Origin of the sequence: Flectobacillus longus (assembly GCF_030056705.1) — a bacterium.
Lineage (GTDB): Bacteria > Bacteroidota > Bacteroidia > Cytophagales > Spirosomataceae > Flectobacillus > Flectobacillus longus.
Genome location: NZ_JASHIC010000015.1, coordinates 121,745 through 139,202, shown reverse-complemented (window position 1 = coordinate 139,202; position 17,458 = coordinate 121,745). Strand labels below are relative to the sequence as shown.

Below are 17,458 nucleotides of genomic sequence, written 5' to 3'. Positions count from 1 at the left end.
TAGGCAAGGAGGTTTTTGGGGATAGGAGTTATCGAACTGGCGGGGAGGAACAAAGGCACATAGTGTTTTTTAGGATAAAATTCAATGTGTGTTTGCTCATTTATACCTTCACCCTTTATGCCTCTCCACTAGCATCTTTCCTTTACTCTTTTGTACCTGCTCCCTGTACCCTATCCCCTAACCACTTTGTGCCTTTGTGCCTTTGCTACTATGTGCCTAACCACTCCGCTCATTTATATCTATCTAACCCCTATCCCCTGAACCCTACCCCCTAACCACATTGTGCCTTTGTGCCTTTGCTACTATGTGCCTAACCCCTAACCCCTTGTTGCCTAATCCCTAACCCCTAACCCCTAACCCCTCATATCAAACTATACAACCACTCAACATATCCTTCTTTCCTATTTCAAAGCAAATGCTATCTTGCCAAAATTCTCATTTTAAGTTCGTCTTTATCCTATTAATTCGTTCTTCAAAATGACTAAATCTTATTATAAAACATCTTTAACAGTATGCCATCATTCTTTAAAACACTTCTCGCATCGGCATTGGTAGTATCGAGTCTCGGTTCCATTGCCCAAACTAAATACGAGTGGAAATCGGCAAATACAGCTGGTTACAATTACAAATTTGTAACCAACGACCCGATGAAAGCACGTTTTTATCAACTTAAAAATGGTTTGACGGTCATCCTTAGTGAAAACCACAAAGAACCTCGTATCCAAGCTCTTATTCCAACACGTGCTGGCTCTAACACCGACCCTAAAGATCATACGGGTCTGGCGCACTATTTGGAACACATGCTTTTTAAAGGAACTGACAGATATGGTTCTTTAGATTGGGCAAAAGAAAAACCTTTGTTAGACAAAATCAATGACCTTTACGAACAGTATAACAAAACTACAGATGCTGCAAAACGTAAAGAAATCTACAAAGAAATCGATAAGACTTCGGGCGAAGCTGCCAAATATGCCATCGCTAACGAATACGATAAAATGATGGCAGCCATGGGCGGACAAGGTACAAATGCCTTTACCTCTTATGAACAAACGGTTTATACTGAGGATATTCCGACAAACGCTATCGACCGTTTCTTAGCGCTACAGGCGGAACGTTTTAGAAATCCTGTATTACGTATTTTCCATACTGAACTAGAGGCAGTTTATGAAGAAAAAAACCGTAGCTTGGACAACGACCCTTGGAAAGTAGAAGAGACAAAATATGCGGCGCTTTTCCCTACGCACAACTATGGTCAGCAAACAACTATTGGTACGATTGAGCACTTGAAAAATCCGTCTTTGATTGAAATCAAAAACTACTTTAACAAGTACTATGTTCCAAACAACATGGCGATTATCATGGTGGGTGATTTTAATTCAGATGAGTTGATTAAGAAAATTGATAAGGCTTTTGCTTATATGCAAACCAAACCTGTTCAAGAATATAAGCCTGCACCTGAATTACCATTGACAGCCCCAATCATCAAAGAAGTATTTGGTCCAACTCCTGACAATATCACTATTGCATGGAGATGGCCAGGCGCTGTTAGCCCAAAAGAGCATATCATTGGTACTATCGTCGACGAATTGATGTCTAATTCAAAAGCTGGTTTGATTGATATTAACCTTTCAAAAGCCCAAAAAGTATTGCGTGCAAGTTCGAACCCAGACTGGAATAAGGACTATTCTGTATGGACATTGAGTGGAACGCCAAAGAACGGACAGACCCTAGAAGAAGTACGTGATTTGTTGTTAGGTCAGTTAGATTTATTGAAAAAAGGTCAATTCGATGAGTCAATCATCAAAGCTATTGCAGCCAATTACAAGTTGAATGCTATCCAAAGTTTGGAAAAAAATGATGCTCGTGCCTATAAACTTTTGAATGATTTTGTGGTTTCAAAAGGTATTGATTGGAACGAAACTTCAGCTATGACCGATGCTTTGAGTAAAGTTACGAAGCAACAAGTCATTGATTTTGCAAGCAAATACTGCGGAAATGGCTACGTAATCGTATACAAACGTAAGGGCGAAGACAAAAATATCACTAAAGTTGACAAACCAGAAATCACACAGGTTGAAACAAACCGTGAGAAACAATCTGACTTTTTGAAATCTGTAAATGCCATGCCAATGAAGGAAATTCAACCAAAATGGTTGGATTACAACAAAGACCTTCAGAAAGGTAAAGTAGGGCCTGCGGAGGTATTGTATGTAAAAAATGCAGACAACGATTTATTCCGTTTGACGTACCGTTTTGATATGGGTAGCTGGAATAGCAAAGTATTGCCAATTGCTTTACAATATTTGAATTTCTTAGGAACACCAACCATGTCAGCTGAAGAAATCAGTAAAGAATACTACAAATTGGCAAGTAATTTTGCAGTAAACTTTACCGATCACCACATCAATCTGACACTTTCGGGCTTAAACGAAAATTTTGACCGTACCTTATCATTGTTTGAGCAACTTGTTACTTCTGCCAAGGCCGACCCAGCTACTTTCGAATTATTGAAAGGACGTTTATTAAAACAACGTAATGATGCCAAAGCGAACAAAGGAGCAATCTTACAAGGTTTGGCTCAATATGCACAGTTTGGAGCTAAAAACCCTCGTACAGTACTCAATTTTACCAACGAAGAATTGAAGGCATTAACTGCTGACGAAGTAGTGAATTTCTTGAAAGATTTGTTCAACTTTAAGCATACTGTTGTTTATTATGGTCCAAAATCGTTGGAGCAATTGAGCGCTGACCTTTCAAAAGTTCATAAATTCCCAACACAGTTTAAGGTTGATTTACCAGTAGTCGCCAACTTCGAGCGCATCACTCCTACCAAAACTCAGGTATTGTTCACAAACTTCGACATGGTACAAGCTGAAATCGACTGGATTCGTCCAACGGTTAAGTTTGACCCTGCTCAAACTCCAGTAGTAGAATTGTTCAATAATTATTTTGGTGGTGGTATGTCATCTATCGTTTTCCAAACAATTCGTGAATCAAAAGCTTTGGCTTATTCAACGTATGCGTACTATTTTACGCCAAATACCAAAGATGAAAAGTACTACTTAGTGGGTTATGTAGGTACTCAAGCCGACAAATTGAACGAAGCTATTCCGAGCATGAACGAGTTGTTCAATGTATTTCCAGCCTCTGAGAAGAACTTGGAAACGGCAAAAGAAAGTATGTTGAAAAATTATCAAACAGAGCGTATTACACAAGACGCTATTGCATTCAACTACTTGGCAGCACAAGAAAAAGGTTTGAATTATGACGAGAGATCTAAAATCTTTGAAGCATTAAGCAAATTAGGATTGGAAGATTTGAAAAAATTCCAAGAAGCAAACATTGCTAATAAACCTGTTACTTACTGTATTGTAGGTTCAGAAAACAAAATCAAAGTAGATGAATTAAGCAAATATGGTGAAGTGAAAAGATTAACACTTGAAGAGGTATTTGGGTATTAAAATAACATGCTATTTCATCATACACGAGTCATTTCAAATTGAGTGATTTAGTGGTTGAGCGAATGAGTGATTATTTTGAAAAACTGGAAATATAGTATCAAAAAGGCGGTCAAAATTAGTTTTTTGATTGCCTTTTTGATTAAAAAATAATCATCTTTCCAAATTAAAGTACTGTACTAAATTCAATAGTCCAAATTTAGAATCCAGAAAGTGGAAAAAGAATGTCTTACTAAAATATACCAAAATTTGAAATAAGGCATCTTTACAATAATCACTCATTCACTCAACCACTAAATCACTCAATTAGTGATGCATCGTAAACTTTCACCATCTTCCAGAAGTTAACCATAAAGTACTATCCGAAAAATAAGATGGAAACAAACAACACAAAGGTATATCCAATTGCAATTGTCGGAGGAGGTTTGGCAGGTTTATGTGCGGCAATACATCTTCAAAAGGCAGGAAAACAAGTAATTTTATTCGAAAAAAAGCATTATCCTTTTCATCGAGTTTGTGGCGAATATGTATCCAATGAGACTAAAAGTTATTTGACTAAAATTGGACTTAACCTAGAAAATCTGGATATACAGAAAATTAGCAAGTTTCAATTTACAGCGCCATCAGGTAAAAGTCTTGACTATCCTCTTGACCTTGGTGGCTTTGGATTGAGTCGCTATACCTTTGACAATGAACTTTACAAAATAGCGCTAAACTGCGGTGTCCATTGCGAAACTGGCACAGAAGTAGAAGACATCGTTTATGAAGAAAACCAATTTAAAATTCAACTAAGCCATTCTAATCAAATCATTTATGCGAAATATGTTCTAGGAGCCTATGGCAAGCGAGCTAAACTAGACCAGTACTTGCAACGCCCTTTTCTTCAGGCTCGCAGCCCCTATGTTGGAGTTAAATATCATATACGATACAACTATCCAAAAGACCTTATCAGTTTGCACAATTTTGAGAATGGATACTGTGGAATCTCCGCAATTGAAGACGGAAAATTTTGTCTATGTTATTTGACAAGTAGAGAAAATTTAAGAAAATATAAGAATGTATCTGAGATGGAAAGGAATATTCTCTGGAAAAACCCTCATCTCAAGAAAATATTTTTGGAGGCTGAATTCCTTTATGACAAACCAGAAGTAATAAATGAAATTTCATTTTCTCCCAAAAAACAAATCGAGAATCACATTATTATGATTGGTGATACAGCTGGATTAATCACCCCACTTTGTGGAAATGGTATGGCAATGGCTATCCATGGTGCCAAATTAATTTCAGAAATTATACTAGAAAATTTTGATAATCGAAAAGCTGTTGAAGCCCAATATCAAAAAGCGTGGAAAAATTATTTTGGGTTTAGACTATGGGCTGGTAGACAAATTCAATCATTGTTTGGACATCCCATACTGACAGAATTGGTACGCTATTTTTTTAAAATATGTCGTCCAGCACTAGGTATATTCATACAATCTACGCATGGAAACGAATTTTAATGAAAAAAATTTTATTTGGCAATAAAGACTTTATGCAAAATCAAATTTGTATTTTTTCAATATTACAAAACTTAATTAAGTCGTAGCGCTTTTCTTCAAATATTTTAATAATAAGCAAAAATACTCATATTTGTTTATATAAAATATCAGTGTTATGTTTGCATACCAAATTACACTTCAACGATAGACCTGTAAGCGTTTTCGAACTACTTACGGGTCATTTTTTTTATAGCTATTCTCCTCCTTATTATCTAGCATAAAGCTTTTCACTAACGATTACCATCCTCAAATAACAGATATTCTATTAACGAATAACTCCACTTATAAAGGAATAACTGTAGTTGTTTTTACCTCTGACATCACGAAGGAGCTACTGATATGGGCTACACTTGCTAGGGCAGAGAGTTTTCGTTGGTAAAAATCATTATAAGCTTCCATATCTTTGGCAATCACTTTTATCAGATAATCATAATTGCCAGACACAATACAACATTCTATTACTTCTGGGTACTGACGGATAGCCTCCTCAAATTCTACAAATTGATTTTTCTGTTGTTTATCCAAAGTAATACTACAATATACCATCAACGGATTGCCCAACTTCTTTCGGTTCAGAATAGTTACGTACTTTTCAATGATTTCCTCCTGCTCCAAACGCTTGATTCGATCGTGGGTAGGCGTCATCGACAGATTAATTTGTCGAGCAATTTCCTTGATAGTCAATTGCGCATTTTCCTGAATTAATTGTAATATTTTTACATCTATAGAGTCTAATTGCATGGCGAAAAAGAAATTTTTATTGGTTGAGATTAGAAAAAAGAATCAAAAACAGGATTTTTTCCTTCATAATGACAAAAATATTTTAACTATTTCTTATTTTTCCAATAACAGTAAAATATTTTTCTGTTATTACTAATTTTGTCTCACACTTCATCAACACAATCAACAAACACCTAAGAAGTCGGTTGTAAAAATTGTAATAAGTGTGTGGTAGATTGGATTAACGAGATTGAATACAAGGGATAGATAGAAAAAATTTCGAATGAGGAAAGGCCAGTTTTGACTGGTAATTTTTGACTTAGAAACAATGCCCAACCGACTAACTTAGGCTTAAACCCCAACCAAAACTTATGATTATCGGCGTACCTAAAGAAATCAAAAACAACGAGAACCGTGTAGCACTTACCCCTGCGGGTGTAGCAGAATTTAAGAAAAACGGTCACACGGTATATATCCAAGCAAGCGCTGGTGTAGGAAGCGGATTCACAGATGAAGCTTACGAAAAAGCTGGTGCTACCATTCTTCCAACAATCGAGGCAGTGTATGAAATTGCTGAGATGATTGTGAAAGTAAAAGAGCCTATTGCTTCTGAATACAAATTAATCAAAGAAAATCAATTATTATTTACGTATTTCCACTTTGCTTCGTCAGAAGAATTGACGCACGCCATGATTGAGCGTAAAGCAATTTGTTTGGCTTACGAAACCGTAGAAAAAGCAGATAGAAGTTTACCATTATTGGTTCCTATGTCGGAAGTAGCTGGTCGTATGGCGATTCAAGAAGGAGCAAAATATTTGGAGAAACCAATGGGTGGACGTGGTATTTTGTTAGGTGGTGTAGCTGGAGTAAAACCTGCTAATGTATTGGTATTAGGTGGTGGTATCGTGGGTACACAAGCAGCTAAAATGGCAGCAGGCTTAGGCGCAAACGTAACTATTATGGATATCAGTTTGCCAAGATTGCGTTATTTGGAAGACGTAATGCCTGCCAACGTTGATACAGTTATGTCAAATGAATATAATATTCGTGAGGCGATTAAATTATCTGATTTGATTATTGGTGCAGTCTTGATTCCAGGAGCAAAAGCTCCACATTTGATTACTCGTGATATGTTGAAGGAAATGAAACCTGGTACTGTTTTAGTAGACGTAGCTGTTGACCAAGGTGGTTGTATCGAAACATGTACACCAACAACACACGAAAATCCAACATTTGTAATTGATGAAATCGTACACTACTGCGTAGCCAATATGCCAGGAGCTGTACCATATACATCTACGTTAGCGCTTACAAACGCAACTTTACCTTATGCCATTCAGTTGGCAAACAAAGGATGGGAAAAAGCTTGCAAAGAAAATGAAGAGTTGAAAAAAGGCTTGAATGTTGTAAATGGTAAAATAGTTTATCAAGGTGTTTCTGAAGCTTGGAAACTTCCTTATTGCCATATTTCAGAAGTTTTGGCTTAATTGATTATATATTAGGTGATTTTTAAAAGGCTATCCGATTGGATAGCCTTTTCTATTAAAATATGGCTTACAAAACCTCTACCTTATTCTTCAACCCACTAATCCATATAAAATCAAATTCGTCGGATGATTCGGGTTTGATAGTCTTTCCATTTAGTTTCCAAGAAGTAAATTTTCCTTTGGGATATTGGACTTTTATTCTCCATGAAGATTTCGTTTGATTAAAATCAACCTTCAACACAGAGGATACTTTTTGATAGCTTACACTCAAGCTATTATCTCCTATCTGTACATTTTCAATTTTGGCATTGTTCCAAGTGCTCGGCATTTGGGGTTGAATAACGATTAATTTTAAACCTGCTTGAGGCTGAACTCCAAAAAACTGCTTAATAATCGGGGTAGCATAGCTATACAAATTCCAAGCTTGACACATCATTCCATAATCAGGCGAAACTTCATATATCGCCCCGGGAAGCACATAGCTAAAGGTTTTGGTCATTTTATTCAAATACCACAAAGCCCCATCAGGATTACCATAATTATTCTCTCCAATAGCCGCCACACCCGTTGGCAAAGTCATCACTGCACCCGTGTAAGTAAAAGATTTACGTACAAATGTTGCTGGTGCCTCCTCAGAATTAGAACTTTCATCACGGTCAATACCTGTCACAAAAGCACCAAATGGATTGGTGTATTTACGTGCATTTACAAGTGCAAGTTTAGCTTTTTCAGGGTCAGCAATTCCCATTTCCATAGGCGTATTTACTACCCAATTATGGTGTAAAGCGAAGCCTTTTTTTGTACCTACAGGCAAAGCCTCTACGTTAGACTTTAATTGCTTTAATTCTGCCACTGCCCAAGGTTTTTGTAGGGTATCTGCTCTTACTATTGCATCATCAATTAAGTGTAAAGTTTGTTCTCTTGTTCCTATAAAGTCGGCAAAAGATTGACTTTCCGGCACCCAAAAATCAGTATTGATTTGGTGTTTGATTTGACTAGCATTACGCTCATATTGTAAAGCCTGTTCGGTATCTCCTACGAGTTTTGCTATTTGAGCAGCATCAGCAAAGGCTTTTTGGGTGTAAACTGCTACGTCAATCATCTCGCTATTGAGTCCATGGATTTCCATCATACCAAAGCCATCAGGAAGCAAATTTTTATCCTTATCGTTTTCTTTCAACAACCAATCCAACCCTTTTTTAATGGTTGGATAATACTTTTGTAAGAAAGATTTATCGCCTGTCCATTGATAAATCTCCCAAATCATACTGGCAAATTGTGGTGTTTCATTGACATTGCCAGGATTGAAAACAACACCATTTGAAGACACTTCGTGTACGATACGTCCATTGCCATTTTCTTTTTCTGAAAGTTTATTCAAAACTTCCACTGCATCATATACCAAATCCTTTTTTACTGTTGCCACTAAGCCTTTCAAGGTATATTCGGCGTCTGTTCCAAACCACCAAGGATAATCAGGCATCCCTGCCGACATACCACGGCCAACCGCTGGGACATCGCGCACCAACCAATCCGTATTATATTTCACCCAACGAAATGCTTGTTCCAATTTTTTGTCTGGAACCGTTAGCGCTGATTGCTTGGCAATTGACTCATAGCGTTTGATTTTTTGTTGAAGTAAAACAGAAGCATTTTTCTGAATATTCCCAAAGGTCTTAGTCACAGCCCCTTCTGATTGGTATGAACCAGCAATCACAATTGGCAAAATAAATTTTGATTTAGGAGCAATTACTATGTTGTATATTAAGCTTGCTTTTGTTACTAAACCTTGGGATTTAAACTGACAATCTGATATATTTTGATGATGTGATTTGGCAGAAATATTAGCACCGAACTGCACATACCAAGGATTTTTCTGATCTTTTACGACCCAAGATTGACTTGCGTTTTGCCAAGTAGCTTTATCCTCCGCATCAATCATATTATTTCGCTCGCCTAGCCAAACTGGTCGTAAATCGCTATGTCCTGTAAATTCAAATTCTAGTGTTTGAGGGCTTGTTCCATGATTCTCAAAAGTATATTCTACAACTACAGCTTCTGTCTTATCTGGAACAAACTGAAATCTTTGGACAGAAAGATTGGGTAAAATATCCTGATAAATATGCTTATTGCCATAAGGAAAATTCACAAAAGAAGTGGCTTGGGCTAGACAGTGAGAAATACCATTAGCCTGTATTTTAGCAGAAAAACCATCCATCAATTTAATAGGATGATCCCAAATCCCTCCCATTTCGCCAGTGACGTGCCAGCCCAAATCGGGAAATTGCCCATTTTGATGCCCAACCATATAAAGACGGTCGCCTGCGGTTACATAAGGCGTATTCAGATACGATTTTTTCCCAGTAATGCTTTCACTATTTTTGGTCAAATCAAGTAAAGAGGCTTTTTGAGCATTTGCTTGTATAGAAGCTACAACAATGCTTCCCAGCATAAGGGTTTTGAGGATTGATTTCATATTTGTTTATAAAAATGGATTTATTCTACATCAAATTTAATGATTTCTGGAGATTTTGTTATCGGGGTTTATTTTTTACAAAAAATCCGTAGTACTCAATGAATACTACGGATGCAGAATTACGCGGTTTAATAAAATTTTTGAAGAGTTCGGTTTGAAAAACTCGGTTTGAAAAACTCGGTTTGAAAAACTCAGTTTGAAAAACTCAGTTGGTTAATTCAAGTTTTTTTAGTCCATTTTTCACTTCAGGACAAGACATAAACAAATTCCATAACAGTCCAGAACGATGGTTTTCTATCATAACAATAATTGGTCCTTGGTCGATTGCCAAAAAGCTATCAGCATACCAGAATTTGTTGAGATTGAAAGCATCTACAAAGCCATATTCTTTCCAGATTTTATCACCTAATTTGTAATAGAAAAACTGTAAAGCTTGCATCGACTCTGTAGGCGTGTAAGGAAAAGAAGCTAGTGCTGCCGTTGGCGAAATTACGCCCAAATCATTGTCAGGTGCATGGGCGGAATACCCATTTTCGTTGTCACTGGCAGTAAGCCCCCAACAATTTTCGCCATAGAAAGCATATTGTTTAGGATTTGCTTTGCAATAGAGATAATTGATTTGAGCATGTGCTTTATTTTGGTCGAAATAATTAGTGTATTGATCGGTCAGTAATTTAGGATTAAGTCCTAAAAATGAATAGTGGGTAAAAAACAAAGGTCCTCCCATATTTCCGCCCAAGGGAAGTTTCACACCAAAGTAGCTATTACCATTTTTGAAAGCACCATTACGAGTCCAGCCATTTTGATAAACGTCTTTGGATATCGAATACTTTTCAGATGATGCCCCTAATACATAAGTAATCAAAGCCTCATTCCACCCTGAGATTTTCATATTCATTGCCCAAGCGTCGGTAGGTGACCAATGCCAATACAAACCATTGGAAGTATTTTGGGTAAACCAATTCCACTCGACTCCATTCCAAAGGGTATTGATTTTTTGGCGAAGTGTTATTTCTGCTTGAGTATTTCCATCAAAATATTGTCGGGCTGTCAATAAGCCTTGCATGAGAAAGGAAGTTTCGACCAAATCTGCCCCATTGTCTTTTGCACTAAAAGGAACCGTTTTCCCTGTAGATCCATTGAGCCAATGCGGAAATGCGCCATGAAACTTTTCAGCTTGATTAGTCAAAAAATCGACTATAGTGGTGAGTCGTTGTAACCCTTGTTCACGAGTAATAAACTTACGCTCGACACCAACAACCATTGCCATAATTCCAAATCCCGAACCACCAGAGGTGACTATATCACCAGAGGTATTTCGTTCACGAGCCAGTCCCGAAACAGGATGCCCAAAATCCCAGAAATAGCGGAAGGTCTGTTGTTGAACTTTAGTCAGCAATTCCTCATCGCTAATTCTTGGAAATTTGTCTTTGGCATCTAGTTGAGTGGTCAGATTAACCGTGAACTCTGTACGTAAATTGCCTCCTGTTTTTGACTTTAGGAGATTATTAATTGATAAAGTGTATTTGTTAAGGTAATTCAAATCAAGTGCAGGTTTGATAACAATAGCACTATCATTTTGGGATAAAGAAGTTTGTACAGCAAAGGTATTACCAGCAGTATTTTTTAACAAAATCGCTGATGCTAGCGAACTAGCATCAAGCGCTGTATTGAAAGTAAGGATTATTTCAGGTTTTGTCGTAACATCTTTATAATCAAAGCCATTGTAGTCCCCATTTACTCTTAAAGTATTGAGACTAAATGAGCTTGGCGTGGGCGTTGGCTTTACGTCCTCTGTCGCTTTTTTGGAACAAGCACAAAGAAGAATCAGCAACACACAAACAATTTGATAAGGTAAGACTTTCATAAAATTGGGATGTTATGATTTTGAAAATTGGTTTAGAATCATTTTTCCTAAAAATAAAATCAACGACCCACCCGAAGATAGGTCGTTTTACACAAAAGGCTTTAGGCAATAAGCTTTTTGCCATAGGCTAAAAGTCTAAATGAGTTTCTTATAAAAAAAATGAAAACATTTTGCCTAATACCTATGGCTTACAGCTTAAACAATCTTATTCTGCAAAATAACTAAATCAATTCAGGATAGATAGATGTAAGTGATAAGCTGAGAATGAAGATTTATAATTAAAAAAACTCCGCACTCTACACTCCCAACTCAGCACTTAAAAGATTATTTCCCTCTACCTTCAAGCTTCACTAAGGCATTTACCTCATTTTCGGCTAGGGCTTTATTGTAGATACGTACTTCGTCGAGTTGACCATTCAAGAAACTAGCCCATGATTGTTTGTCACCACCATTTAGACTAGGACTTGTTTGGAATTGAACCGTACCAAATACCATTTTCGAAGCATTCTGGAATTTGATTCCTCCGTATCCAGCTACCACTTGAGTCGCAATTTTATTACCATTATAATACACCTTAAAAGTCGAAGAGGTAGCATCATAAGTAACAGCAATGTTTGCCCAAGTATTCCAAAGGTTATTCAAATCATAGTTCCCCAACCACGCATCTTTTCCTGCGTTGTTCACGTGTACTTTCAACAAACCTTTCGAATCCGTTGCACCATTTTCTAGGAAAATCGTAAGATTTCCCCAGAATGATCCAGAATTCGCAATATCCACCAAACCAACAATTCCTGCATCATTTTTCTTCATGTTGACCCACGTAGTAACGGTGAAGCTAGATAGATTTTGGATGGCAGAAGGCACATTACTTACTACATATTTGTCGATACCACCGACCATTGCCTGTCCCTTCACACCGCCTGCAAAGCTTGTACCTGTAGCTTCGCCAGCAGTTTTGGATACAGCATCTGTATAGTTGTTGTCGAAAGACCAATACCCAATCAAATTACTTGGGGCAATTTCGGTAGTGCTTGTATATCCTCCGATAGAAACGGCTGGCGCATAAGTAGAAGCGTCAAACTTCTCGTAGCAAGAACTCAACAACATAGATGAGCCAAGCAAACCAGCTAATAATGATTTATTTTTGAAAATATTCATAGTTACAAACTCAAATTAAATGTTAGACATTGGCAACAATTAGTATCCAGGATTTTGCTTAAGCACGCCAGCACTTAGGTCAATTTCGTTTTGAGGAATAGGAAAAACCTCATTTACGCCTGCTTTGAAGCCTTTTTTACCCAAAACTTCAGCACCTCTACCTTGACGAACCACATCGAAGAAACGATCAAATTCCATTGCCATTTCTACACGTCTTTCATGGTAAATTGCTTTACGTAATTGCGCTTGGTCGGTAGTAGTTACTTTTGGCAAAATCGCAGCATTACCTTGGCGAGCACGAGCACGAACCATTTCCAATGATGCTAAAGCATCGGCAGTATTGCCTAATTCCATATTTGCCTCTGCATTCATCAACAAGACTTCGGCATAACGCATCACTCTAACATTTTGCTCTGCACCTTCGTTGTAACCAGATACAAACAACGAGAATGGCACATAAGACTTCTGATTGTACATTGGGTTATCACCAGTAGCTGGAATTGCATCACCTTGAGGGGTAGTTTCGCCACGGAAAATAATCGTTGCATCTAAACGCGGGTCGCCAGCTTCAAATTCATTCACCAAATCTTGTGTTGGAACATTAAAGCCCCATCCGCCACCTTGCGCACCACGAACCCCTTGTACTTGTGAGTATTGTGAGCTAGATGCAGATGCATTTCCTAAGATTAGTTTACATTGAATCTCAAAAATCGACTCTTTAGAGTTTTCATTCGGAATACGGAATACTGAATCGTAATTTGGAAGTAAGCCATATCCCATACCCATCACTTGTTTGGTAAGACTAACTACATCGCTCCATTTTTTCTGATACAAAGCTACTTTCGCATTCAATCCCAAAGCTGCTCCTTTTGTAGCACGACCAATATCAGCAGCACCGTAAGTTTGTGGTAATACAGTAGCTGCATCTTGCAAATCTTTTTCGATAGCTGCCCAAACTTGTGCTTTAGGTGTACGAGCCAAATTATATTGAGAAGCATCTGTTGCCAATGACAAACGCAAAGGCACATCACCAAAAGCACGCACTAATCTAAAGTAGCAATAAGCACGTACAAATTTTGCTTCAGCGATATAACGAGCCTTCAAGCCTTCGTCCATGCTGATAGCAGGGATATTCGTAATTACTTGATTGGCATAGTTAATAGATTGATATTGACCTGTCCAAAAATCGGCAATTTGTCCTTCTGTAGAAGTATGAGTAAACGTATCAAACTTGTTGAAGAAAGTTGCATCGCTTGGGCTACTTCCTTTTTCGGCATCATCTGAAGGTACACTTTCGATAGCGATTGGAGCAAAAGCGGTATTGTTCCATGAACGAAGGTTGGCATACATGGCATTTACGGACTTGGTAGCGTCTGCTTCATTTTTCCAGAATTGTTCAGATGGTTGTTGTCCTTGTGGTGGTACTTCCAAAAAGCTATCACTACAGCTAGATAGAGTCAACACTAAGGCAACTGGTAAATATTTCCCCACTTTAAGGGCTGTTGAAATAATGCTATATTTTTTCATAATTCTTTCTCTTTTCAGTTTCTAAAAATTCTATTATAAGTTGGAATGATTAGAAAGTAACATTTAAACCAAAGTTGTAGGTAGCATACATCGGATACACGTTGTTATCAATACCTGCATTGATTGTTGCACTTGTACCACTTGTAGCTGCGCCACTGCTGTTGTAAGCACCTGTAACTTCAGGTGTAAAACCTCTATATTTAAAGAAGTTCAAAGCATTCTGTGCATTAGCGAATACACGCAATTTTTTGATGTGTAATTTGTCTGTAATAGTACTTGGCAAAGAGTAGCCCAACTGAATATTACGAACACGGAAGTAAGCACCACTTTCTACGAAGAAAGAGTTTGGACGATAGTTATCACCACCACCGATATTTACTGAAGGATAAGTATTGGAAGTACCTTCTCCATGCCAACGGTTGTTGTAGAAATCTTTGGTAAAGTTTTCGTTACCATAACGCAAGCCAAGGTTGGCATTGTAAATATCTACACCAGCAACGCCTTGAAAGTCTAACATCAAGTCAAATTGTTTGTAATTCCAGCTAGTATTAATACCATAGCTGAATTTAGGATTTGGATTACCTAGTGGAGCACGGTCTAAGTCAGAGATAACACCGTCAGGCTTTCCATCTGGACCACTAATATCACGGTATTTGAAATCGCCTGGTTTAGCATTTTTCTGAGCAGAAGCAGCTACTTCAGCCGTATTTTGGAAAATACCATCTACGATATAACCAAAGAACTGACCAATAGGCTGCCCTTCGATGGTACGAGTTGCCAAAGCACCACCCGTTGACGCTGCACCACCTGAGTAGATAGGGTTAGCACCTGTTACTACACGCAAAACTTTGTTGTCGTTGATACCAATGTTACCACCAATTGAGAAAGAAAGATCTTTTGAAATCGTATTTCTGTAGTTCAACACAAACTCATATCCTCTGTTTTGAATATCGGCTTGGTTACCTGTAATTGTACTAGAACCAGTACCAATAGAAGAAGGAATTGGAATATCAAAAATCGCCATTTCTGTTTTTCTACTATAATAATCCGCTTCGAAAGTCAATTTGTTTTTCAAGAAAGCCATTTCTACACCAATATCAGTACCCACACTTCTCTCCCAATAGGTTGTTGGAGGCACTACCGAGTTAATACTTGCACCTGTATAAATTTGATCACCAAAAATTGCCGTTAAGTTTGCCGCCTGATTTACACGTAATACTGATACGTTGGCAGGAACAGAAGCGTTACCTACTTTACCCCAGCTTGCTCTGAATTTCAAATTGTCAAAGATTTTTTGGTCTTTCATGAAATCTTCTTCAGAAACTACCCAACCCAAACCTACTGATGGGAAATATCCCCAACGGTTATTACCAGCAAATTTCGAAGAACCATCGGCACGCAAGGATGCATTCACCATATAACGGTTTTTGAAAGCATAGTTCACACGACCAAAATAGGAAGCAATCGTACTCAAATCACCATAATCACTAATCTGACGACCGTCAACATTTCCTAATGTTAAATACAAATCACCTTCAGAAGTATTAGGTACATTTTGCGCTGAAGCATTGATACCATAAGAACGGTAGCTTTGTGCCGACTGACCTACCAAAATTCTAACATTATGGTCTTTGTTGAAGGTATTTTCATAACTCAAGGTATTTTCCAAAATCCAGTTGCGGTTTTCAGCTCTACCTAAGTTCAAGGTACTTACTGTTGTACGTTGTCTCAAAGTTGCTACAAATACTGGTGTGTAGTTACGTACTTCTGTTTGTCTAAATTCCCCCCCAATACTTGTATGGAAAGTAAAGTGTTTAGCAAAATTCAAATCGGCAAATACGTTACCTGTCAAGCGATAGTTAGTTGTTTTTTGGTTATAAAAATCTAAAGTAGCTTGAGGGTTATAGTTTGCACCATCACCCAAGTTATAATCACTTGGATCGCCATAAGTACCGTCAGCATAATATACTGGCACTACTGGAGCAGCTGAGTACAATTGTCTGAAAATTGCTGGAGGAGCATCTTTTGAAGTACTTGCTGCACCTGTTACCGAATATCCTACTTTCAAGTGCTTAAACAATTGATAATCATTCTGTAAGCGAGCAGTATAACGGTCAAAGTTATTACCTTCAACCAAACCTGCTTGATTCAAATAACCCAAAGAGAAATTATAAGTTGATTTCTCTGAACCACCTGCTAATGAAATTTGGTGGTTGGTTACAGGAGCACTTCTTAAACCAACACGATACCAGTCAGTACCTTTGCTAAACTTAGTTGGATCAAGCACTTGGCTACCACCATTGATAGTAGACAACTCATTTACCATGGTTGCAAACTCATTGGCATTCGCCATTTCTAATTGGTTGCTCACACGTTGAACACCATAAGAAGCATTATAAGTAATAGTTGTTTGTTCAGCTTTTCCTTTTTTAGTGGTAATCAAAATCACACCATTCGCCGCACGAATACCGTAGATAGATTGCGCTGAAGCATCTTTCAATACGTTCATCGACTCAATATCTGCTGGGTTTAGGAAAGAAATATCGTCAAACCAAACTCCATCCACAACATACAAAGGGTTAGGATTACCATAAACCGTACCCAAACCACGAATACGAATTTGTGGAGAAGCACCAGGCGCACCAGAATTACTGATTTGTACACCAGCCACTTTACCCTGCAAAGAACTCACGGCATTTACTGAAGCTTGTTTTGAAATTTCTTCACCTTTTACCGATACAACCGCTCCAGTCACATCCATTTTGCGCTGAGTACCATAACCTACAAATACTACCTCATCCAATTCTTTTGAAGAATTTTGAAGGGTAATATTGAGACTACTTCTGCCGTTTACTGGCACTTCCTGAGTTTCGTAACCAACAGATGAAATCACTAAAACTGCATTATCAGCTGTAGATAAAGAGAAATTACCATTTACGTCGGTATTTGCTCCTTTATTGGTTCCTTTTACACGAACCGCCACACCAGGGATTGGCTCGCCTTTGGCATCGGTTACTTTACCAGTCACTTTGGTATCTGCCACTGACTGCACATATCTTGGCAACACTTTCGCTTCCGAAAATATTGGCCCTGCGACCATCGTCGCCAAGCAAGCATATCTAAAAATTTGGGTAATTGGTTGTACATACCCCTTTTTAGATAGAAAAGTAAATGGTTTTTGTTTCATACGTTTTGCTAATTAGAAATGTAAGCACTAAGCATTG

9 protein-coding genes are annotated in these 17,458 nt (G+C 37.9%); 3 read left to right on the top strand and 6 right to left on the bottom strand.

Going from position 1 to position 17,458, the window contains the following annotated elements; translation table 11 throughout:
* Window positions 1–512: 512 nt before the first annotated feature.
* Window positions 513–3,461 carry a M16 family metallopeptidase gene (locus QM491_RS12755; protein ID WP_283327877.1) on the top strand — a complete coding sequence of 983 codons (2,949 nt, stop codon included), beginning with the start codon at window positions 513–515 and terminating at the stop codon, window positions 3,459–3,461.
* Between the two features lie 371 nt (window positions 3,462–3,832).
* On the top strand, window positions 3,833–4,960 hold the full coding sequence (locus QM491_RS12750; protein WP_283327876.1) for an NAD(P)/FAD-dependent oxidoreductase: 1,128 nt from the start codon (window positions 3,833–3,835) through the stop codon (window positions 4,958–4,960).
* Window positions 4,961–5,281: 321 nt separating this feature from the next.
* Here the strand turns inward: QM491_RS12750 and QM491_RS12745 are convergent, their stop codons facing one another.
* On the bottom strand, window positions 5,282–5,740 hold the full coding sequence (locus QM491_RS12745) for an Lrp/AsnC family transcriptional regulator (RefSeq protein ID WP_095164403.1): 459 nt from the start codon (window positions 5,738–5,740) through the stop codon (window positions 5,282–5,284).
* Window positions 5,741–6,090: 350 nt separating this feature from the next.
* On the opposite strand from QM491_RS12745, the gene ald reads away from it, so the two are divergent.
* Window positions 6,091–7,206: an alanine dehydrogenase gene (gene ald, locus QM491_RS12740; RefSeq protein WP_283327875.1), complete on the top strand. Its 1,116-nt coding sequence runs from the start codon at window positions 6,091–6,093 to the stop codon at window positions 7,204–7,206.
* A gap of 67 nt (window positions 7,207–7,273) precedes the next feature.
* On the opposite strand, the gene QM491_RS12735 is transcribed toward ald, so the two are convergent.
* From QM491_RS12735 to QM491_RS12715, 5 genes are all read right to left on the bottom strand, one after another.
* Window positions 7,274–9,682: an alpha-L-rhamnosidase-related protein gene (locus tag QM491_RS12735; RefSeq protein ID WP_283327874.1), complete on the bottom strand. Its 2,409-nt coding sequence runs from the start codon at window positions 9,680–9,682 to the stop codon at window positions 7,274–7,276.
* A gap of 205 nt (window positions 9,683–9,887) precedes the next feature.
* Window positions 9,888–11,549: a glucoamylase family protein gene (locus QM491_RS12730; protein WP_283327873.1), complete on the bottom strand. Its 1,662-nt coding sequence runs from the start codon at window positions 11,547–11,549 to the stop codon at window positions 9,888–9,890.
* A gap of 324 nt (window positions 11,550–11,873) precedes the next feature.
* Window positions 11,874–12,707, bottom strand: a complete 834-nt coding sequence (locus QM491_RS12725) for a LamG domain-containing protein (RefSeq protein ID WP_283327872.1) — start codon at window positions 12,705–12,707, stop codon at window positions 11,874–11,876.
* Window positions 12,708–12,746: 39 nt separating this feature from the next.
* Window positions 12,747–14,234: a RagB/SusD family nutrient uptake outer membrane protein gene (locus tag QM491_RS12720; protein WP_283327871.1), complete on the bottom strand. Its 1,488-nt coding sequence runs from the start codon at window positions 14,232–14,234 to the stop codon at window positions 12,747–12,749.
* A gap of 49 nt (window positions 14,235–14,283) precedes the next feature.
* The gene (locus QM491_RS12715) at window positions 14,284–17,421 is read right to left on the bottom strand and encodes a SusC/RagA family TonB-linked outer membrane protein (RefSeq protein WP_283327870.1); all 3,138 of its coding nucleotides are present in this window, start codon (window positions 17,419–17,421) and stop codon (window positions 14,284–14,286) included.
* Between the last annotated feature and the right edge of the window lie 37 nt (window positions 17,422–17,458).